The 24,994-nt window shown below is 41.5% G+C and carries 2 protein-coding genes and 1 pseudogene; all 3 read left to right on the top strand.

Annotated features, from left to right (window positions below; all coding sequences use genetic code 11):
• The 3 genes and pseudogenes from RMX98_RS25875 (at position 1) to RMX98_RS25865 (ending at position 24,974) form a co-directional block, all read left to right on the top strand.
• The gene (locus RMX98_RS25875; RefSeq protein WP_322676923.1) at positions 1–9,678 is read left to right on the top strand and encodes an SDR family NAD(P)-dependent oxidoreductase; all 9,678 of its coding nucleotides are present in this window, start codon (positions 1–3) and stop codon (positions 9,676–9,678) included.
• Positions 9,675–20,738: a non-ribosomal peptide synthetase gene (locus RMX98_RS25870; protein WP_322676922.1), complete on the top strand. Its 11,064-nt coding sequence runs from the start codon at positions 9,675–9,677 to the stop codon at positions 20,736–20,738. Before RMX98_RS25875 ends, RMX98_RS25870 begins: the two co-directional genes overlap by 4 nt.
• Positions 20,735–24,974: pseudogene (locus RMX98_RS25865) on the top strand (beta-ketoacyl synthase N-terminal-like domain-containing protein). The gene RMX98_RS25870 and the pseudogene RMX98_RS25865 overlap by 4 nt, the downstream one beginning before the upstream one ends.
• Positions 24,975–24,994: the final 20 nt, after the last annotated feature.

Here is a 24,994-nt window from a genome sequence, read left to right as displayed (position 1 = left end):
ATGCAATTAGATAATTATAGCCAAACATTAGTAGATTCAAGTAATCAAACTTTTAGATATAGAGAAATAGAAATTGCTATCCGGTCAAGTTTAACTATAGATAATTGCGTAGTCATAGAGAGACAAACAGAGAAGTTCAAACAAGAATTAATTGCTTATATAGTACCATCAAGTTTATTTGCACCAGAACAAGTATTATCTCACTTGCAAAAAATATTACCAAGCCAATGGATACCGAAAGCAATAGTACTAGTATCGACTCTGCCATTGTCTCAATCTGGAGAAATAGACGAAACTGCTCTAAGTTGTCTGGAAATTAGAGATACTGATTTAATGCAGCGGTGGTCAGAGCAAATCCAGTTAGTACCCGAAGTTAAGCAAGTAGCAGTAGTAGTTCAGGAACACATCAAGCAGCAGCGATCGCTGCGCCTATCGGACTTGCTGAGTAATTGGAAAACTCTGATATATGAAGAAAATAATACTTTGGTTCCATCTCAAATTACCCGTTCAAATACTAATCAAAATGCTGATAACAGTAAATTCTCTATCAGTCATGGTGGAGAACTAAAGCAAAACAAAAATGCTGCCAAACTTCTTGGAGAAGCACTGCAAAAAACAGCTATTCAATTCCCAGAAAAAGAATTAGTTTATATTCAATCCGATGGTTATGAAATAATTCAATCTTATAAAGATTTACTATTAGATGCTCAAAAGATATTAGCTGGTTTAAGAAAGTTAGGTTTAAAACCATTAGACAAAGTAATATTTCAAATCGATCTCAGTCAAGATTTCATACCTGCATTTTGGGGTTGTATATTAGGCGGTTTTATTCCCGTACCAGTTTCTATTGCACCTGCCTATGAGCAGGTTAACAGCGCTGTTAACAAATTACACAATGCTTGGCAGATGTTAGAGCAACCTATTGTTCTGACAAGCTCAAAATTAGTTCAAAGCCTTCGGGAGTTACCTGCACTTTTAAATATAGAAAATTTTCAAGTTGAGACAGTAGATAACTTACGCAAAAACCAACCAGATAGAAATATTCATCAAAGTCACGAAGATGATTTAGCACTACTATTACTTACTTCAGGCAGTACTGGTTTTCCTAAAGGTGTGATGTTAACTCATTGCAATCTCTTAAGCATGACGGCTGGCACAGCCCAAATGAACAATTTTTCTAGTGATGAGATTGTTTTGAACTGGATGCCATTAGAGCATGTGGGTGCAATTGTTTTTCTAGGACTGATGGCAGTTGATTTAGGTTGTAAGCAAATCCATGCATCTACAGAATATATTCTGCAAAATCCCATTCGTTGGTTGGAATTGATTCAACGCCACCAAGCGTCAATTTCTTGGGCCCCAAACTTCGCTTTTTCCTTACTTAATGAACGCGCTAGTGAAATAAATCAGCAGTCATGGGATTTATCTTCTATGCGTTTTCTAGTGAACGCTGGAGAGCAAATCGTACCGAAGACAGCACGTAGTTTTCTTAAGCTCCTCCAACGACATGGTTTACCACCTAACGCTATTCATCCAGCCTTTGGGATGTCTGAGACTTGCTCAGGAATCACTTGGTCTGATGGTTTTTCTTTAGAATCTTCATCAGATGATATGTCATTTGTAGAACTTGGGCCACCGATTCCGGGAGCATCAATTCGCATTACTGACGATAATAATCAAATCGTTCCCGAAGGAGTGATTGGGAGATTTCAAGTTCAAGGACTTTCAGTTACTTCCGGTTATTATCAAAATCCAGAGCGCAACCGCGAAGCTTTTACCGAAGATGGATGGTTCAATACTGGAGATATCGGCTATATCAGGTCAGGACGAATCGTGCTGACTGGCAGAGATAAAGATGACATTATTATCAATGGCATCAACTATTACAGCCATGAAATTGAATCAGTAGTTGAAGAAGTCGAAGGTGTAGAGATATCTTATACGGCTGCTTGTGCCGTGCGATTCTCTGGGCAAAACGCAGATCAATTAGCTATATTCTTTAGTTCTGTTGTCTCTGAGCAAACTTTGTTGAAAGAGCTAATAAAAAAGATTCGTGGGGCAGTTGTCAAAAAGATTGGGGTAAATCCAAATTACATTATTCCTGTCAAAAAGGAAGTAATTCCGAAGACTGCAATTGGTAAAATTCAGCGCGCCCAATTAAGCAAGAGGTTTGAAGCTGGTGAATTTGATATTATTATTCAACAACTTGGCATCAATTTAGACAATCCTAACTTATTACCAGACTGGTTTTATCGCAAGATATGGCGGCAGAAACTACCTGTAAGCCAAATGTCTACAATCAATGGTAATTTTCTGGTATTTCTCGACCAATTAGGATTAGGAGAATCTTTGGGTGCAGAACTCCAAAAACAGGGGCAGCCGTGGGTTGGTATTGAAGCGGGAGTAAACTTTAAGCAACTGAGCAATAACCGCTATCAAATTGCACCAAATAATCCCGAAGATTATCAACGTTTGCTATCTGCCCTGAAAGCTAATAACTTTCAAATCGATAAAATTATACATTTATGGACTTATGACAGTTGTATTAATGAAATTTCCAGTTTAGAGTCCTTGGAACAGGCTCAAAAATATGGTGTTTATAGTCTACTATCCTTAATTAAAGCGTTAGCTAATATCCAGAAATTTCAATATCCTATCGATTTGTTAGTAGTTTCTAATTATACGCAGTTTACATCACCTGTTGATAAAATTGCCTATGAAAAATCACCACTGCTTGGATTATTGAAGGTAATCGAGCAGGAAATACCAGGATTAACTAGTCGTCATGTAGATTTAACTGTAGATAAAACAGTAGTGAATGCAGAGCGGATTCTGCAAGAGTTGCATATCTTATCAGGGGAGTCTGAGGTAGCTTATCGCCAAGGACAGCGTTGGATTCCTCGATTAGAGAAAGTAGATTTTTGCTCTCCACAAAAGCAAGATTTTGCTTTTAAATCAGGTGGAATGTATTTAATTAGCGGTGGTCTTGGAGGTGTTGGTGTTGAAATTGCTAAGTATTTATTGAAGCATTACAAAGCACGGCTAGTGTTAGTTGGTAGAACTGAACTACCCGAAAGAAGTGCATGGCACAACTACACAGAACAGTCTAATGCTATATCTGAAAAAATCGCGGCTTATCAAGAACTAGAAAAGCTAGGAGGAGAAATCATCTATGAGGCAGTGGATGTCTGCGATTTACCAGCTTTGCAAGGTGTGATTGAACAGGCAAAGTCTAGCTGGGGATGTCAATTAGACGGGGTATTACATCTAGCAGGATCTTATCAGGAGCGATCGCTCATCGCAGAAAATCATAACAGTTGGTCAGCAGCTTTACGCTCGAAAGTTGGAGGAGCTTGGGTACTCAATCAATTACTACTAGACAATCCCCAAGCAGTTTTTATCAGCTTTTCTTCAGTCAGTAGTTTCTTGGGAGGCGCTACTGTCGGCACATTTGTTGCAGCTAATCAGTTTCTAGAAAGTTTTGCACATTATCAACGTTCTTTGGGGTTAAAGAGCTATTGCTTTAGCTGGAGTCTGTGGGATGGCCTCGGTATTAGCCAAGACTACCAAAGAAGCAAGTTAGCTCAAAAGGCGGGCTACTATGCCATGTCTGCACGACAAGGGCTGTATTCTTTGCTCGTTGGTTTACACCATAATCAGGTGCAATTGCTAGTGGGATTAGATGGTAGTAACCGATATATCCGCAGTTATGTAGAAGATAGTTATCCTCTGGAAAAATTAACTGCTTATTTTACCGCCAGTAATTCCTCAGTTGGGGAGCAATTATCTAAATTAGTGGTGTGCGATCGCTATGGTACACCTAGTACTTGCAATTTTGTGCAGCTACAACAGATGCCGTTAACCAAAACAGGCACTATCGATTTAGAAAAGCTTACCAGAGGCGAGTTGCACCAAAGCGCCAACGACCAAGCACAACCAGTTTCAGACATTGAACGCCAAGTTGCACAGATTTGGCAAGAAGTCTTGGGTATAGAAGAAATAGGCATCCATGAGAACTTCTTCGAGCTAGGAGGACATTCACTACTTCTAGTACAGGCTCAGAGTAAATTGCAAGAATCCTTCCAGATTCCGGTGTCGATTGTGGATATGTTTAAATATCCCAGCATCAGCACCTTAGCGAACTTCTTAAGTCAAGGGCAAACAGAATCACCTTCTGTAGTTCAAGGTCAAAAACGCGCCAAGGTTCGTAGTTCTCGCCAAGCTGTTAATCAATCGGATATCGCCGTCATCGGGATGTCATGTCGTTTTCCTGGTGCGAATAATATCGATGAATTCTGGCAAAATTTATGCAATGGCGTAGAATCGATTTCGTTTTTCAGCGATGAAGAAATTATCAAAGCAGGTGTAGATCCGGTACTAGTCAAAAATCCTCACTACGTCAAAGCCAAGCCCATATTATCTGATGTGGAATCTTTTGATGCTGATTTCTTCGGCTATAGCACAAAAGAAGCAGAATTACTAGATCCTCAACAGCGTCTTTTACTCGAATGTGCCTGGGAAAGCTTAGAAACTGCGGGTTATAATCCTCTAACCTATAATGGTGCGATCGGCATCTATGCTGGCGCAGTGATGAACACTTATTTACTGAATAATGTTTATCCCAACCGCCATCAGCTTGATATTAACGATAATCTGCAAGTAGCAACCATAGATTCAATGGGTGGTTTGCAGATGATGGTTGCTAATGATAAAGATTATTTAACCACACGGATTTCTTACAAACTCAACTTGACCGGGCCAAGCGTGAATGTGCAAACCGCTTGCTCTACATCTTTGGTGGCAATTCACATGGCTTGTGCCAGCTTGCTGAGTGGCGAAAGTGACATGGTTTTAGCTGGTGGGGTTTCTGTGAATGCACCCCAAAAGATTGGTCATTTGTATCAAGAAGGAATGATTGTCACTCCAGATGGTCATTGTCGGGCTTTTGATGCTCGCGCTCAAGGGACGATTTTTGGTAGTGGTGTGGGAATTGTGGTTTTGAAGCGGTTGTCAGATGCGATCGCTGATGGCGATAACATCTATGCTGTAGTTAAAGGTTCAGCCGTTAATAACGATGGTGGTACAAAAGTTGGCTACATGGCTCCTAATGGAGACGGTCAAGCAGCTGTAGTCACAGAAGCAATGGCGATGGCTGGAATTGATGCAGAAACCATCAGTTACGTAGAAGCACATGGAACTGGCACACCTTTAGGAGATCCGATTGAAATTGGCGGACTCACCCAAGCATTTCGCGCTAGTACGCAGTCAAAAAACTTTTGTGGTATTGGTTCAGTAAAAACCAATGTCGGTCATCTCCAGATTGCTTCTGGTGTGGTTGGTTTTATCAAAACAGTCCTGTCACTGTACCATCAAAAAATTCCACCAAGTTTGCACTTTGAACAACCTAATCCTCAACTGGATTTACCCAATACGCCTTTTTACGTTAATACTACGTTGCAAGATTGGCATACCCAAGATCATCCCCGTCGTGCTGGGGTGAATTCTCTGGGAATAGGTGGTACTAATTGCCATGTGATTTTGGAAGAAGCACCGATAAAAATTCAAAATTCAAAATTCAAAATTCAAAATTCAGATGAAGATCCTATTGAACGTCCTTACCATCTGCTTGCACTTTCGGCAAAAACTCTGAATGCTTTAGATGAATTGCGACATCGGTATCGGGAATTTTTGATATCGAATTCTGGAGTATCTATTGCAGATGTTTGCTATACAGCGAATACAGGGCGGGAGCATTTTAACCATCGTCTGGCAATTGTGGCTGACTCTAGGGAGGAGTTGGTAGAGAAACTGGCTGATTTGACATTTTCTAAGAGCTTCCAGTCTAATAACAAGCTAACAAAAATAGCCTTATTGTTTACTGGTCAAGGCTCCCAGTACATCAACATGGGCCGTAAATTATACAACACTCAACCTATATTCCGCCAAACTTTAGAGCAGTGCGATGAAATTCTTCGCCCATTACTGGAGCATTCTTTGTTAGAGGTACTGTATCCTAGTCAAGGTCTTGAGGATCTGCTGGATCGAACTGCATATACTCAACCTGCGTTATTTGCGATTGAGTATGCTCTGTATCAACTGTGGAAGTCGTGGGGAATTGAGCCAGATGTCGTTATGGGGCATAGTGTTGGCGAGTATGTGGCTGCAACTGTAGCTGGTGTCTTTAGTTTGTCAGATGGACTAAAACTCATTGCTCATCGCGGACGGTTGATGCAACAATTGCCATCTGGGGGTGAAATGGTTTCCTTGATGGCTTCAGAGGCAAGAGTGAGAGAAGTTATTGCAGCCTATAATCAACGGGTGGCAATAGCAGCCATCAATGGCCCCGAAAGTGTCGTAATTTCTGGAGCTAGAGAAGATATCACAGCTGTTTGTCAGCAACTAGAAGCCCAAGGAGTGAAGACAAAGCGTTTGCAAGTATCTCATGCTTTCCATTCGCCGTTGATGACACCGATGTTGGCTGACTTTGAGGCAATAGCTAATCAAGTTACCTACAATCAGCCGCAAATTTCATTAGTATCTAATGTTACTGGAGAATTGGCAGGCGATCGCATCACAACACCGCAATACTGGGTAAATCATATCCGTCAAACAGTGCGGTTTGCTGATAGTATGCAAACATTACATACTCTTGGATATAGAGTATTCTTAGAAATCGGCCCGAAACCGATTTTATTGGGCATGGGTCGTCAATGCTTGCCAGAGAGTGAAAGTTTATGGCTACCTTCTTTACGTGAAAGCATACCAGAATGGGAACAGTTGCTCTCTAGTTTAGGTGAGTTATACGTAGCTGGAGGCAAAGTTAATTGGTTAGGACTTGAGCAAGATTATCCTCGCCGCAAAGTTGCACTACCAACATATCCATTTCAGAGACAACGTTATTGGATTGAACATACTCCACCTCGGCATCAACAACTACAACCAGCAAAACTGCATCCATTATTAGACAAAAAGCTCCAGTTGCCCTTAAGCAAGGAAATCTTGTTTGAAACCCAATTCAGTACTCAAACTCTACCGTTTTTAGCAGAACATCAACTATATAACAAAGTTGTTGTACCTGGAGCTTGTCATCTCTGCCTAATATCTGGTGCAGCAGAGCTGACTTTCGCTAATGAGGCGTGTCTGTTAGAAAATATAATTTTCCCGCAGGCATTGGCTATCCCCAAAGATAAAGCACGCACGGTGCAGTTGGTGCTGTCTTTTGAAGAGAGTGGTGCATCTTTGCAACTCATCAGCTTTGATGCAGTACCAAATGGTAGTACTCAGGTCAGTGAGTGGCTAGTCCATGCCACAGGGAGAATTAAAAGCAACCCCAGAAAACCAGAAATTGTCTCCATCCAAGAAATCCAGTTACGCTGTACTCGACAAATAGCTGCACTCGAAATTTACCAAAATTTGCAGAAGCGTCAGCTTCTATTAGGGCCTAGCTTCCAGTGGCTTGATTGTATCTGGTGTGGAGAAGGAGAAGCCCTAGCCAAGTTCAAATGGCTTGACCAAGTAGATGGTTTAGAAGATTATCAATTATATCCAGGTCTTTTGGACTCTTGCTTGCAACTAATCTGTATTTTCTTCTCTGACGATGAGACTTCTGTACCCTTCGCAGTTGAGAGTTTCCAGATTTACCAACGCCCTCAAAATCAGCAGTTATGGTGTCATATAATTCAGCGCCAGTCAGATAACGTCAATCCTGACAAACTAGTAGTAGATATTAAACTTTTTGATGATAGTGGACAGTTAATTGCAGACATCACAGGTTTAGAAGCCAAAAAAGTGACTCGCAAGGCGTTACTGCATTCTCTGGAGCAAGATGTCGCAGACTGGTTTTATGAAATTGAATGGCAAGCGGTGGAAAAAGGTCAATCGGTTGCTGTTCCTGGTGGCAGTTGGCTGATTTTGGCTGACCCAGAAGGACTAGGGCAACAACTGGCTAACCAATTGCAAGAACAAGGAGCCAATTATATCCTAGTGTCTGCTGGTGTTAGCTATCAGGAAATTGACCAGCAACATTATCAAATCGATCCCAACCTTCCCGATCACTGGCAAAAATTAATCAGTGCCGTTAGCCAGTATGGAATAAGCAATATTATCCATCTGTGGAGTTACCAAGAGCAGTCGCAAAACTTGCTAGCAGATTTAGAACAAGAACAACTTCTCAATTGCGGCAGCGTTTTACACCTAGTGCAAGCTGTAGTGCAAGCGAACTTCCCAACACCTCCTCGGCTATGGCTGGTGACTCGTGGTACTCAAGCAGTAGATAGCGCATCAATGCAGCCAATTCAACTAAGTGGGGCGGCATTGTGGGGATTAGGTAGAGTCATCGCTTTAGAACATCCCGAATTACAATGCGTGCGCTTAGATTTAGCTGCTGCTGAGGACAATCTGCCATCGTTCTGGTCAGAAATATGCTCTGCTGATACAGAAGACCAAGTTGCTTATCGTCAGGGTGTACGTTATGTAGCACGCCTAGTGCGGCGAAAAGCTCTCGAAACATTACCATCCGTAAACCTCGATGGTAGTTACTGGATAACCGGAGGTACTGGTGCTTTAGGTTTAGAGGCTGCCCAGTGGCTAGTAGAAAAAGGAGCGCGACATCTAGTATTAACTGGACGGCATGAACCATCTTTGGCTGCACAAGAACGCATCACCATCCTTGAACAGTCAGGGGCGAAGGTGCTAGTTGTCAAAGCTGATGTATCTCAAGCTCACCAAGTGGCTGAAGTACTAGAAAAAATCCACTCAGAGCTACCGCCACTCAAGGGGATTATACATACAGCAGGAGTATTAGATGATGGAGTATTGCAGCAGCAATCCTTAGAACGCTTTGGGCAAGTGATGGCTCCCAAAGTGGCAGGTGCATGGAATCTCCATACCTTAACCCAACATCTACCACTAGAGTTTTTTGTCTGTTTCTCGTCGATGAGTTCGCTGATTGGCTCTACAGGACAAGGTAACTATGCAGCAGCCAATGCTTTTATGGATACTTTATGCCATTATCGCCAAGCTTTGGGTCTGCCAGGAATCAGTATTAACTGGGGGCCTTGGTCGCAAGTGGGCATGGCAGCTAACTTGGATAGCCGAAATCAAAATCGCCTACAGACTAGCGGTATTGGTACAATTTCTCCTCAACAGGGATTGACTGTGCTAGAGCAATTGTTAAATCAATCTTCTGCCCAAGTAGCGGTAATACCCTTCAACTGGTCGGAATTTTTGAGTAAATCGAGTTTCGGTTCGCCATTCTTTGCTAACTTTAGCTACACCTTAGCTAAGACAGTTGAACAATCTGATTTTCGGACTCAATTAGAAAAGGCTAATGCAAGCGATCGCCAATCGCTTTTAATTGAGCATATTTCCTCACAAGTAGCCAAAGTACTAGGGCGTAATCTCTCAAACCGAGATATTGAACAAGGGTTTTTTGAGTTAGGGATGGATTCTCTGACTGCTGTTGAGTTGCGAAACCGTCTGCAAAACTCTTTAAAATGCTCTGTACCCGCAAATTTAGCTTTTGATTATCCTACGGTTACAAAGCTGGCTAATTATTTGGCATTGCAAATTTTTCCCTTGGATGGTAATGAAGAATTTGCTTCTAGCCAGAGCCAAGATAGCGAGCAATTTCAGTTAGTGAATCTGGAAAACAGCGATTGGGTGGAGTTAGAACTATGAGCTTGGTTGAATTTTTACAAGACCTTTCTTTTAAAGGGGTTAAGTTAGGGCATGACGGAGAAAAATTGCGGATTGGTGGTTCTAAGTCGCTGTTAACTTCTGATGTAGTTGCTCAACTACAGCAGCACAAAAGTGAAATTTTAGAGTTACTGCGCGATCGCCCAGATATTTTAAATACTTATCCTCTTTCCTACGGTCAACAAGCACTATGGTTTTTGTGGCAATTAGCACCTGAGAGCGCAGCTTACAATATGGCATTTGCCTGTCGTATTTGTTCGCAGGTGAATGTCACAACTTTGCAAAAAACCTTCCAACTCCTGATTGACCGCCATCCCCAGTTGCGTACCACTTTTTCCAAGCAAGGGAATCAAGTTGTTCAACAAATCCATCCAACTCAGTTACCAGATTTTCAACAAATAAATGCTTCCAGTTGGAACCAGCAGGAGCTTGAGCAAAGAGTTATTCGGGAATATAAACAACCTTTTGACCTCGAAAATGGGCCAGTAATCCGGGTGCGTTTATTCACTTCTTCACCCCAGGAACACATCCTGTTGATGTCAATACATCATATTGCTTTTGATGGTTGGTCGATGGCATCACTGCTCGATGAATTGATCGCCAGCTATCCTACACTAGAGTCGGGGGTTCAGCCATCTCTAACTCCTCTAAAGCACTCTTACATTGATTTCATTCGTTGGCAAAGAGAATTATTAACCACTGCTCAAGGAGAAAAGCTCTGGAACTACTGGCAGCAAAAACTCGCAGGAGAATTACCTGTACTCAATTTGCCGACAGACCGCCCACGACCACCCATTCAAATCTATAACGGTGCTTCGTATAACTTTAACCTCTCCCCAGACCTGAGCGAAAAACTCAAAAAGCTAGCTCAAAAAGAAGGCGTTACCCAATATATCCTGCTTTTAGCGACATATCAGGTTCTCCTGTATCGTTATACAGGGCAAGAGGATATTTTAGTCGGTGTTCCTACTTCCGGTAGAAATCAGACAGAATTTGCTACCATTGTTGGCTACTTCGTCGGTCTAGTTGTCACACGGGCAAATTTTGCAGGTAATCCAAGTTTTAGGGACTTTCTGGTTCAAATTCGTCATACAGTATCACAAGCACTAGCAAATCAAGATTTTCCCTTTGCTTTATTAGTAGAGCGATTGCAGCCACAGCGCGATTCCAGTCGCTCTCCAATTTTTCAAACTGTATTCAACTTTATTTTCCAGAATTTGGGGCAGTTTGAGTATGCACAAAAACTTTTGTTACAAGGTGGAGTAGATAAAGAAGGATTTATCCTCGAACCTTTTGAAATTCCTCAGATGCAGGGTGAGTTCGATCTAAATTTGACACTCTCAGAAGGAAATTCTTCTTTAGGTGGGATTTTGCAGTATAATGCTGACCTTTTTGATGCCAGCACAATTACCCGATTGGTAGGGCATTTTATAACGTTACTTGAAGGGATTGTGGCAAATCCTATTGGGCCAATTTCCCAATTGCCCTTGTTGACACAACCTGAGCAACAGCAGTTATTAGTAGAGTGGAATAACACTCAAGCAGATTATTCTCAGCATAAATGTATCCATCAGTTGTTTGAGGTGCAGGTAGAGCGTACCCCTGATGCTGTCGCAGTGGTGTATGAAAATCAACAACTGACTTATCAGCAGTTGAACAATCAAGCTAACCAGTTGGCGCATTACTTGCGCTCCTTGGGTGTAAAATCAGATACGTTGGTTGGGTTGTGTGTAGAGCGTTCGCTCTTAACAATCGTGGGAATATTAGGCATTCTCAAAGCGGGTGGTGCTTATGTGCCGCTCGATCCTGAGTATCCAACTGAGCGTTTAAGCTTCATGTTAGAAGATGCTCAAGTTAAAGTACTGGTAACACAACAGCAATTAGTAGACACTATTCCTCAACATCAGGCGCATATTGTTTGCTTAGACACCGACTGGGAAAAAATTGCTCAAGAGTGCGAGTTAAACCCAGAAAATACCGCAACACCTGATAATTTAGCTTATATCATCTATACTTCCGGTTCTACAGGTAAACCCAAAGGTGTTTTAGTCAATCACTCAAATATAACTCGTTTATTTGCAGCCACAGACTCTTGGTATCACTTCACTCAAGATGATGTGTGGACAATGTTCCACTCTTATGCATTCGATTTTTCTGTATGGGAAATTTGGGGTGCATTGCTGTATGGTGGAAAACTAATAGTAGTGCCTTATTTAGTGACGCGATCGCCTGAATCTTTCTATCAATTATTGTGTCAAGAAAAAGTCACAATTCTCAATCAAACACCATCAGCTTTCCGTCAATTAATTCAAGCAGAACAGTCAATAACATTTTCCCCTGCCTCCTCCTTGAACTTACGCCTAGTCATATTTGGTGGAGAAGCCTTAGAACTGAAGAGTTTACAACCTTGGTTTGAGCGACATGGCGACTCCTCACCCCAATTAGTGAATATGTACGGAATTACAGAAACCACCGTACACGTTACCTATCGCCCATTGAGCAAAGCCGATTTAGATCGCACAGCTAGTGTAATTGGTCGTCCGATTCCTGATTTACAAGTATACGTGCTGGATGAATATTTACAGCCAGTACCGATAGGCGTTCCTGGTGAAATGTACGTTGGTGGCGCAGGGTTGACACGTGGCTATCTGAATCGTCCCGAACTGACAGCAGAACGTTTTATTTCTAGCCCATTTGATAATTGCAAAAAATTATACAAAACAGGTGATTTAGCGCGGTATTTACCCGATGGCGAGTTAGAGTATTTAGGACGCATCGATAACCAAGTTAAGATTCGTGGTTTCCGCATTGAGTTGGGAGAAATTGAAGCATTAATAACTTTTCACCCAGCCATTTGGGAAAGTATAGTGACAGTTCGGGAGGACGAACCAGGGGACAAACGTTTAGTTGCTTATGTAGTACCGCAAAAAGAACAATCCCCCACAGTCCCAGAACTGCGCTCCTTTCTTAAGGCAAAGCTACCAGAGTACATGATGCCAAGTGCAATAGTGCTGCTGGAATCCTTACCCCTCACCTCTAACGGAAAAGTAGACCGCCGCGCCCTGCCAACACATGAGTTAGACAGCACACTGCGAGAATTGTATGTTGCACCGCGCACACCTACTGAAGAAATGCTGGCGCAAATTTGGGCGCAAGTGCTGAAAGTAGAGCAAGTGGGTATTCACGATAACTTCTTTGAGCTTGGCGGACACTCGCTACTAGCAACGCAACTGCTTTCACGCATTCGCAACATTTTCAAAGTAGAATTACCATTGCGTGAGTTATTTGCAAGAGCCACAGTTGCAGAATTAGCACAATCAATTGGGCAGTTACAGCAACAAGACTCAGAAATAACTTCCCCGCCACTTTTAAGGCGGACAAGGGATGCAGAATTACCACTGTCTTATGCACAACAGCGTTTGTGGTTTTTAGATCAGTTCGAGCCGAACAGCCCCTTTTACAACATTCCTATGGCTTTGCGGCTAGTAGGAAATTTGGATCGAGCAGCCTTAGAACAAAGCTTACAAGAAATTATTCATCGCCACGAAGCATTACGCACTAACTTCATTACAGTTGATGGCAAACCTTCTCAAATTATTAGGGAATGGGGAACAGGGAACAGGGAGCAGAGAATATTATCAATTGTTGACTTGCAGCATTTATCTACACTTGTACTGAGCGAAGTCGAAGTAACAGAACGAGAAATTACTAGTCAACAATTAGCGCAACAACAAGTTACTCAACCTTTCGATTTGGCAAAGGAAGCATTAATCAGGGCGACATTAGTAGTGCTTAATGAGACGGAACACGTCTTGTTAGTGTGTATGCACCATGTTGTTAGTGACGGTTGGTCAATGGGTGTGTTTGTCCAAGAACTAGCAGCACTGTACGATGCTTATGCTCAAGGTCAGCCGTCACCGTTAGCGCCACTGCCGATTCAATACGCAGATTTCGCAATTTGGCAGCGAAACTGGTTGCAAGGGGAAGTACTACAAAGCCAATTAAATTACTGGCAACAACAACTACAAGATGCACCAGCCTTATTGTCGCTCCCCACAGACAGACCTAGACCAGCTGTGCAAACCTACAACGGCACACATCAAGAGTTTGTCCTGTCTGTTGAACTAACTAATAAGCTCTCCAAACTCAGCCAAGAGCAAGGTTGCACGCTCTTTATGACGCTGTTGGCAGCATTTGATACCCTGCTTTATCGCTATACAGGTACAGAAGATATTTTGGTGGGTTCGCCAATTGCTAACCGCGATCGCTCTGAAATAGAAGGGTTAATTGGCTTTTTTGTCAATACTTTAGTCATGCGTACCAGCTTGACAGGCAACCCCAGTTTTAGCGAATTACTCACCCGTGTTCGCTCTATGGCAATGGAGGCATACTCTCATCAAAATTTGCCTTTTGAAATGTTGGTGGAAGCATTGCAGCCAGAAAGAAACCTCAGTCATACACCACTGTTTCAGATAATGTTTGTCCTTCAGAATGCACCCACATCTGAATTAGGACTGACCGGGCTGACTGTAAATCGATTGCCAATCAAAGGCACAACCTCCAGGTTTGATTTAACTTTATCGATGGAAAACACTGCCACCGGATTAGCAGGGTGGTGGGAATATAACACTGACTTGTTTGATGCCAGCACAATTGAACGAATGACAAGTCATTTTGTTACATTACTTGAAGGTATTGTTGCTAACCCAGAACAACGAATTTCTCAATTGCCATTGCTAACAGCAGTTGAGCAACAGCAGTTACTTGTCGAGTGGAACGATACAGAAGTTGATTATCCACTTTATAAGTGCATCCATCAATTGTTTGAAGAACAAGTCGAGTTTACACCCGATGCTGTGGCGGTAGAGTTTAGAAATCAACAACTTACTTACAAGCAATTAAACTACCGCGCTAACCAGTTGGCGCACTACTTACGCTCATTAGGTGTAAAACCAGATGTCTTAGTTGGTCTGTGTGTCGAGCGTTCTTTAGAGATGATTATAGGATTACTGGCAATTCTCAAAGCAGGTGGGGCTTATGTACCACTTGACCCAGAGTATCCTAGCGATCGCTTGAGCTTTATTTTAGAGGATACTCAAGTTAAAGTTTTACTGACTCAACAGCAACTTATTGACAGGCTACCCCAAAATCATGCAAAACTTCACTTCGGCTGCGCTCAGTACAAGGTTTGCTTAGATACTGACGCTGAATTAATTTCTCAGTGCAGCACAAACAATGTAATTTCTGGCGTACAACCCAATAACTTAGTTTATATAATTTACACTTCTGGTTCCACAGGTCAACCCAAGGGTATAGCCATGAGTCAGCTTGCCCTTTGCAATCATATCTTGTGGCATCGGGACAATCTCAAAATTGCTCGTGGAGCAAAAACCCTGCAATTTGCTTCGATTAGCTTTGATGTCTCCTTCCAAGAAATCTTTACTACCTCGTGTTCTGGCGGTACATTGTACCTCATCACAGAGGAATTACGCCGTGATGCTTTAGCATTATTAGGTTTTCTGCAAGAGAAACAAATTCAGAGAATGTTTCTCCCTGTGGTCGGCTTACAACAACTAGCAGAAGTCGCCTTGGGGAATGACATAGTTAATAGTGGTTTGCGAGAAATTATTACTTCTGGAGAACAGTTGCAAATTAACCCAGCGATTTCTCTTTGGTTGAGCCAATTAACTGATATTACTTTGCACAATCAGTATGGGCCTTCAGAAAGTCATTTAGCCACCAGTTATACTTTGCCTAATGCAATAGATACTTGGCCGCTACTTCCTTCAATTGGGCGACCTATTTCTAACACCCAAATCTACATCCTCGATAAATATCTACAGCCTGTACCTGTGGGTGTGCCAGGAGAAGTTTACATTGCAGGTGCGCTTTTAGCTCAAGGCTACTTTAACAGACTTCAGTTAACCCAAGAGAAATTCATTGCCAATCCTTTCGGTCGAAGCAGGGGAGCAGGGGAGCAGGGGAGCAGGGGAGAAAAAGAAAACCAATTCCCTAATTCTGAGCGTCTCTACAAAACAGGGGATTTGGCGCGTTATTTACCGGACGGTAAGCTTGAATCTTTAGGACGTATTGACAATCAAGTTAAAATTCGGGGTTTCCGCATTGAGTTGGGCGAAGTTGAAGCGGTACTGGGTCAACTAAGTGATGTACAAGCGTCTTGTGCGGTTGTTCGTGAGGATACACCGGGCGATAAACGCTTAGTCGCTTATATTGTGCCGCAACCAGAGCAGACAATCTCTATTGGCGAAGTACGTAACTACCTCAAGGAAAAGTTACCAGAGTATATGGTGCCAAGTGCAATAGTCATCTTGGAGGCTCTACCGCTTTCCGCTAACAGGAAATTAGACCGCCGCGCGTTACCTGCACCTGATTTACATAACCAATTATCAGATCGGTATGTCGCCCCACGTAACCCAATTGAAGAAATTTTGTCACTGATTTGGGCGCAAGTGCTGAAAGTTGAGCGAGTTGGGATTCATGATAATTTCTTTGAACTTGGCGGACACTCGCTATTGGCAACGCAACTAGTTTCCCGCGTGCGTAGCAGCTTGAAGGTAGAATTACCACTGCGGAGTTTATTTGCTGCACCAACGATCGCTGAATTGTCCCAAAATATTCAACAGTTGCAGCAACAGGATCTAACAGCATCAGCCATTTTACCAAAAGCAAGGGATGCAGAGTTACCACTGTCTTATGCTCAACAGCGTTTGTGGTTTTTAGACAAGTTAAACCCGAACAGCGCCTTCTACAATTTACTTCTAGCTTTGCGTCTAGTCGGAACTCTTGAAATTGCAGCCTTAGAACAAAGTTTACAAGAAATTATTCATCGCCACGAAGCGTTACGAACTAACTTCATTACAGTTGATGGAGAACCAGTTCAAGTTATTAGGGAACAGGGAACAGGGAGCAGGGAGCAGGGAGCAGGGAGCAGGGGGCAGGAGACTGTATCAATTGTTGAGTTGCAACATCTGCCTACAAGGGAGAGAGAAATTGCTTTGCAGCGATTAGCGCAACAACAAGCGCAACAACCCTTTAACCTGGCAGATGAATTATTAATCAGGACAACATTAGTAACGTTGTCTGAGACAGAACACGCCTTATTAGTTTTTATACATCACATTGTCTTTGATGGTTGGTCAATGGGTGTGTTTGTCCGAGAATTAATGGCACTTTACAATGCTTCTTCTCAAGGTCAGCCGTCACCGTTAGCACCACTGCCGATTCAGTACGTAGATTTTGCTATTTGGCAAAGACAGTGGTTGCAAGGAAATGTACTGCAAAGCCAACTCTCGTACTGGCAACAACAACTAGCAAACGCACCAGCTTTATTGTTGCTACCTACAGACCGACCAAGACCTGCTGTGCAGACTTTCGCTGGGACATATCAGAAGTTTGCACTTTCAGTTGAGTTAACCGATAGATTGATAAAACTTAGCCAGGAGCAAGGTTGTACTTTATTTATGACGCTGTTGGCAGCTTATGATACCCTGCTTTACCGCTACACAGGACAATCAGACATTTTGGTGGGTTCGCCGATCGCAAACCGCGATCGCAGTGAAATCGAAGGGTTAATTGGCTTTTTTGTCAATACTTTAGTCATGCGTACCAACACAGCAGGCAACCCCAGTTTTAGCGAATTACTTCTTCGCGTTCGAGAAGTAGCTTTAGGAGCGTATGCTCATCAGAATTTGCCTTTTGAAATGCTGGTGGAAGCATTGCAGCCAGAAAGGGACTTGGGACATACGCCACTGTTTCAGGTGGTGTTTAACCTTCAAAATGCACCCGTACAGGAAGTAGAGCTTGCAGGGTTAACTGTTAGTTCCTTGCCAGTAGAAAGTACAACTACAAAGGTTGATTTGGCTTTATCAATGGAAAACACCACCCAAGGTTTGGTAGGTGTGTGGGAGTACAATACTGACTTGTTTGATATCAGCACGATTGAACGAATGACTGGTCATTTTGTAACTTTGCTTGAAGGAATTGTTGTTGATCCACAGCAGCGAATTTCTCAATTGCCTCTGCTGACAAAATCTGAGCAACAGCAGTTACTCGTTGAATGGAATGATACTCAAGCAGATTATCCCCGTGATAAATGTATCCATCAGTTGTTTGAGCAGCAGGTTGAGCGTACACCTGATGCAGTAGCAGTTGTATTTGAAAATGAACAACTCACCTACCATCAGTTGAATTGTCGTGCTAATCAGTTAGCTCATTACTTGCACTCATTAGGTGTAAAACCAGACAAGCTGGTGGGTATTTGTGTGGAGCGATCGCTAGAAATGGTGATAGGACTATTGGGTATTCTCAAAGCAGGTGGGGCATACTTACCACTTGACCCAGAGTATCCGCCTGAGCGTTTGCGTTTCATGCTAGAAGATGCTCAAGTTTCGCTACTGTTAACTCAACAACAACTTATTGATAAACTTCCTCCAAATCAAGCAAAACTTGTTTGTTTAGATGAAGCCTGGCCACAAATTGCTCAAAACAATCAACATAACCCAACTACTGGAGTCAAAGCTTTTCATCTAGCTAATTTGATTTACACTTCGGGTTCTACAGGTAGACCCAAAGGTGTGATGATTGAGCATCAGGGATTGTGCAACTTAGCTCAAGCTCAAATTCAAACTTTTGGCTTGACTTGTTCTAGTCGCGTTCTCCAGTTTGCCTCCTTCAGTTTTGATGCTTCTACTTGGGAATTCATCATGGCTCTCTTTTCAGGTGGAACGCTTTATCTAGGAACTAAAGACTCTCTATTGCCAGGAAAGCCGTTAATTGAGCGATTACGCGATTATTCTATTACTCATATCACCCTACCACCATCGGCGTTAGCAGTTATGCCTGTGGAGGAACTGCCGACACTGCAAACAATAATTGTCGCCGGAGAAGCAAGTTCAGCTGAATTAATCAAGCAGTGGTCTGTTAACAGAAACTTTTTTAACGCCTACGGCCCAACGGAAGCTAGTGTGTGTGCCACGATTGCAAAATGTAACAATAACAAGAAAATATCTATTGGAAAAGCGATCGCCAATACGCAAGTTTACATTCTAGACGAAAATTTGCAACCAGTACCCGTTGGTGTGCCAGGAGAGTTACATATTGCTGGAGTCGGGTTAGCCAGAGGCTATCTCAACCGAAAAGAATTGACACAACAGAAATTCATCCCCAACCCCTTTAGCGATGAAGCCCATTCCCGGCTTTACAAAACTGGCGATTTAGCACGCTACTTGAATGATGGTAACATTGAGTTTCTCGGTCGTATCGATCGTCAGGTCAAAATTCGCGGCCATCGCATAGAACTTGGGGAAGTTGAAAATGTAGTGTCTCAGCAACCTGGAGTTCAAGAAGCAGTAGTCATCACACGAGAAGACCAACCGGGCAATAAACGTTTAGTAGCTTATGTTGTACCACAACAGAAAAACCCTGAATCATCCCAGGTAACAGAAAATTTATCAACAGACAAAGTAGAACTATGGCCATCTGTAGCCGAATACTACGTCTATGACGAATTACTGTATTACGCTATGACCAATGACCATCGGCGTAACGATAGCTATAAAGTCGCTATTAATCAATTGGTCAAAGATAAAATAGTCGTTGAAATTGGCACAGGGAAAGATGCTATTTTGTCTAGATTTTGTGTAGAAGGGGGTGCTAAGAAAATTTATGCAATTGAAAGAGACCCGGAAACATGCCGTAAAGCAATAGCTTGTATTGAAGAGTTAGGTTTAGCAGATAAAATCACAATTATTCATGGCGATGCAACTAAAGTTGAACTTCCAGAACTAGCTGATGTGTGCGTTTCAGAAATTGTCGGAGCAATTGGTGGCTCTGAAGGAGCAACAGTAATTATTAATAATACTAGAAGGTTTCTCAAACTTAACGGGTTGATGATTCCTGAAAGAAGTGTGACTAAGATGGCTGCTGTTACTCTTCCAGAGCAAATATTGCACAACCCTCATTTTGCTGAAACACCAGCACATTACACCAATGAAATCTTTAAGCAAGTCGGATATCCATTTGATTTAAGGGTATGTATTAAGAAATTTCCGCAAGCCAATGTTCTGTCCACTGTAGATGCTTTAGAAGACTTGAATTTCAATGAATATATTAGTCCAGAACTTTCCCATACAGTTAAATTTGAAATTCAGAAAAATGGGCGAATGGATGGATTTTTAGTGTGGTTGAATTTGCACACTGTTGCCGGGGAAGAGATAGATATTCTAGAACACGAACATTGTTGGCTGCCTGTTTATTTTCCAGTTTTTGAGCCAGGAATTGAGGTAGAGCAGGGAGACATAATCCAAGCAGTTTGTTCGAGAACGCTTTGTGAAAATAACCTCAATCCAGATTATGCAATTAAAGGCTGTTTACTAAAAAAGAATGGAGAAAATATAGAATTTGAATATATCTCCTATCACTATAAGCAAATTTTTCGGCAAAGACCTTTTTATCAACGATTATTTGCTGACTATGACAATGCAAATTCTAAAAAACCGAATAATTTAATTCAATCTTTAAGGGCGAATGTTAAGGAATTACTACCCGACTATATGATACCTTCTAGCTTTGTATTGCTAGATAAACTGCCCTTAACGCCAAACGGTAAAGTAGACCGTCGCGCTTTGCCCATACCAGAGGTGAATCTTCTAAATAAAGCTGATTATGTCATACCAAACACAGAATTTGAAAAAATCATTGCTAGTATTTGGGAAAAAGAGTTAGGTGTAGAAAATGTAGGAATTTATAGTAGTTTCTTTGAGCTTGGAGGTCATTCATTACTCTTAGTAAAAATCAATCAGCAATTGCAAAAAGAATTTGGTGTAGAACTATCAATAGTTGAGATGTTTAACTACCCAACTATACATAGTCTCAGCCAATATTTAAGTAATAAATCTCAAAAAGAAGAAAAAATTAAAGAAAACAATTATCGAACTCAAGCCCAGAGTGAAATTAAAACTCTAAGAAAACAACAATTGCAATCCAGACAACAATATCGCTCTCAGAAAAAAGGTGGAAGATGACAAATATAGTGTATAACAATAATGAATTTAATAATTCTGAAATAGCCATAATTGCTGTTGCTGGTAGATTTCCTGGTGCAAAAGATATTGAATTATTTTGGCAAAATATTCGAGATGGTGTAGAATCTATTTCTTGGTTGACTGATGAAGAATTAATCAACTCTGGCGTTTCTGTTGATTTACTAAATAATCCGAGTTATGTAAAAGCAAGCGGTGTTCTAGAAGATATTGAATTGTTTGATGCAAATTTCTTTGCTTATAGTGCCAAAGAAGCTGAGTTAATAGATCCCCAACAACGCCTATTTTTAGAATTAGCTTGGGAAGCTGTCGAAAAAGCTGGTTACGACCCGCAAACCTACAATGGATTAATTGGGGTTTATGGTGGTGTGGGGATGAATAGGTATTTTCTCAACAATATCTATTCTCATCATCAATTACTAGGAACGTTTGACCCGGTACAGTTAGGAATATCCAATGATAAAGATTTTTTACCAACAAGAGTTGCATATAAACTCGATTTGACTGGCCCCGCAGTCAACGTACAAACAGCCTGTTCTACTTCTTTGGTTGCGGTTCATGTAGCGTGTCAAAGTCTTTTAAACGGTGAATGTGACATAGCTTTAGCTGGCGGAGTGACTCTGTGCATTCCCCAGAAAATAGGTTATTTGCATCAAGAGGGAATGATTCTGTCTCCCGATGGACACTGCCGTACTTTTGATGCTAAGGCACAAGGAACGATCGCAGGTAGCGGTGCTGGTATTGTGGTATTAAAAAGATTACAGGACGCAATAAGCGATCGCGACTACATTCATGCAATTATTAAAGGCTCGGCGATTAATAATGATGGTGCAATGAAAGTCGGCTACACTGCTCCTAGTGCTAGCGGTCAAGCAGCAGTGATTGGCGAAGCTCAAGCGATAGCTGGTGTAGATGCTGAGACAATTTCTTATATTGAAGCTCATGGCACAGCTACACCTTTAGGAGACCCGATTGAAATTGCAGCTTTAACTCAAGCTTTTAATCAAACTACAGATAAAAAAGGCTTCTGCGCTATTGGTTCGCTAAAAACCAACTTGGGACATTTGGATACAGCAGCAGGTGTTGCAGGTTTGATTAAAACAGTATTAGCACTGCAACATAAAATGCTGCCTCCAAGTTTGCACTTCGAGACACCTAATCCCAAAATTGATTTTGCCAACAGTCCTTTTTATGTCAATACAAAATTGACTGAATGGAAAACAAATAACATCCCTCGGCGTGCCGGAGTTAGTTCTTTTGGTATGGGGGGGACGAATGCTCATGTGATTTTAGAAGAAGCTCCTTTGTTGCGGCAGGGGAGCAGGGGAGCAGGGGAGAAATTATCAATTATTGTGTCTTTCGGCTAAGAGTGCGAGTGCGCTGGAGAAGGCAACGGCTAATTTAATTACTCATTTAAAAGAGCATCCAGAAGTTAATTTAGGCGATGTAGCTTATACGCTCAATAGTGGTCGCCGGGGTTTTAATCATCGGCGGATGTTAGTTTGTCAGGACTTAGAAGATGCTGTTAAAGGTCTAGGGTCAAACCAAGTATTTACTAACTATACAGAGATAACAGAACGGCCTGTTGTGTTTATGTTTCCCGGTCAAGGTTCTCAGTATGTCAACATGGCGCGGGAAATTTACGAAACTGAGACAGTATTTCAAGAACAAGTTGATTATTGCTCAGAAATTCTTCAACCCCTTTTAGGGTTTGATTTACGTCATATTATTTATCCTAGTGACGAAAAGATTGATGAGGCATCAAAGCAACTTCAACAAACAGGAATTGCTCAAAGCGCTATTTTTGTAATTGAGTACGCCTTAGCTAAATTATGGCAGTCTTGGGGAGTGGAAGCACAAGCTGCGATCGGTCATAGCATTGGCGAGTATGTAGCCGCAACTCTTGCAGAAGTTTTCTCTTTAGAAGATGCTCTATCTTTGGTAGCAGCGCGCGGACAGATGATGCAGCAACTTCCCATAGGTGCAATGCTTTCAGTTCCCCTGTCCGCAGACAACATACAATCTCTGTTAGGGTCAGAACTGTCTGTTGCAGCAATTAATCAAGCATCACAATGTGTAGTTTCCGGTTCCATCGCAGCAATGGATGCACTACAAAATCAGCTTGCGGCTCAAGGGATTGAATGCCGTCGTCTACATACTTCCCATGCCTTCCATTCGCAGATGATGGAACCAATCTTAGAGGCATTTAGAGAGCAAGTTAAAAAAGTTACTTTAAATCCGCCAAAACTGCCTTATATCTCCAACTTAACTGGTAATTGGATTACAACTACCCAAGCCATAAATCCTGAATACTACGCTCAACATTTACGTTCTACAGTGCTGTTTGCTTCTGGTGTTGAGAAGTTATTAGCAAAGCCAGAGCAAGTCTTACTAGAAGTAGGACCAGGACATACACTAGCTACATTAGCTAAAAGACATCCAAACAAAGCAACTGCACAAACTATCTTAACTTCAGTACGCCATCCTCAAGAAAAGCAATCGGATATTCAATTTTTATTCAATACATTTGGTCAACTCTGGCTGGCTGGGGTGAAGGTAGATTGGTTTGGATTTTATAGTCAGGATGAATATTATCATATTCCCTTACCAACTTACCCCTTTGAACGCCAACGTTATTGGATTGACCCCCCACAAAAAACAGCTTGGGAAAATTCGCAAATACCCACAACATCACAATTGTGGAAACTGCTTACACAAGCAGGTCAAAAGCAAGCAAGTGTTAGAAATGCAGAACTCGATGAGTTAAACTATCAAGAAAATAGACAGTGGTTAGATGGTTTATGTACAGCCTACATTAACTCTGCATTTCAGCAATTAAATGCTTTTAATAATCCTCAAGGCAAGTATTATTTAGAAGATTTATTGGAGAAACACAATATATCTCTCCGCTATGAGCAATTGTTTTCTAGATGGTTGCAAATATTAGTCGAGCAAAAACAACTACAGCAACAGGAGGGTTTATTTACTGGACTAGTACCATATTCGTCAGATTATATTCATCAATATTTAGAACAAGTTAGAACAAGATTTGCTGGTTCATCTTTAGTAGATTTAGATTTAATCCAACGTTGTGGTGAAAATTTAGCAGCTATTGTGACTGGTGAACAAGAACCATTAGAGATTTTCAATGAACTGGTTTACCAAAAAGAAAATAAATCTTCATATTCAGAATCTACTTTAATTACTTACTACAACTCTATTGTGCGTTCCGGCTTAGAACAGCTAATCAAATCATTACCATCTTCTGTTCAGTTGAGAGTTTTGGAAATTGGTGCGGGTACTGGTGTCACTACACAAGCATTATTACCTGTATTGCCACCTCAACAAACTAGCTATACTTTTACCGATATTGGTAGCGGCTTCTTAACTCAAGCGCAAGAGAAGTTTAAAGACTATCCATTTATTGAATATCGCTTACTAGACATAGATAAACCGCCAACGCAGCAAGGTTTTGAAAAGTACAGCTATGATGTTATCATCGCCACTAATGTTTTACACGCCACTCGGAATATAGATAAAACTCTTCATCATGTACGCTCTTTATTAGCTCCTAGCGGCTTCCTTGTAATGTGGGAAATAACTCAGCCGAAAATCGACTTTGATATTAGCTGGGGTCTGCTTTTAAAACCATTAGATGATAAAAGACGCAGCCCAGGTCAACCTTTTATTATCCTAGACCAGTGGTCTGAAGCATTACGCGAACAGGATTTTGTGCAAGTTGCTGCGTTTCCTGAAACTGAAGCAATCGAACATCAGATTATTATGGCTGTTGCTTCTGCATCAGCCGCATTTAGCACAAAATCTGGTCAGAAAGAAACTGAATCACAATCAGAAATTGCATTACAAACAAAGCCGGATATTTTTCATTCAGAAAAATTATCAGCAAACTATTCAAGACCTAACTTACCCAATTCTTATGTAGCTCCCCGTGATGAAAATGAGCAAAAAATCGCTGAGATTTGGCAAGAATTATTAGGAGTAAAACAAGTAGGAATTTATGATAATTTTTTTGAATTAGGAGGAGATTCTTTAATAGCTGTGCAAGTGCTATCTCGATTACGAAATACTTTTTCTATTAAATTAACTGTAGCCAGTTTATTTGAATCTCCCACAATAGCTGAAATTACATCTAAGCTAGAACAACTAGAGCCAGATAGTAACTTAAGTGCAATTGAGAGAGAAGAAATCACAATTTAAATAACAAAATTTTTTAATTA

The sequence above is a fragment of the Nostoc sp. DedQUE02 genome, from assembly GCF_034531035.1.
In the GTDB taxonomy this organism is placed as follows: Bacteria; Cyanobacteriota; Cyanobacteriia; order Cyanobacteriales; family Nostocaceae; genus Nostoc.
This window is presented reverse-complemented; position numbering and strand designations above follow the sequence as displayed.

Bases quoted from the DNA above. Each gene is read 5' to 3' on its own strand.
- RMX98_RS25870 (WP_322676922.1), top strand. From the start codon at position 9,675: ATGAGCTTGGTTGAATTTTTACAAGACCTTTCTTTTAAAGGGGTTAAG.
- RMX98_RS25875 (WP_322676923.1), top strand. From the start codon at position 1: ATGCAATTAGATAATTATAGCCAAACATTAGTAGATTCAAGTAATCAA.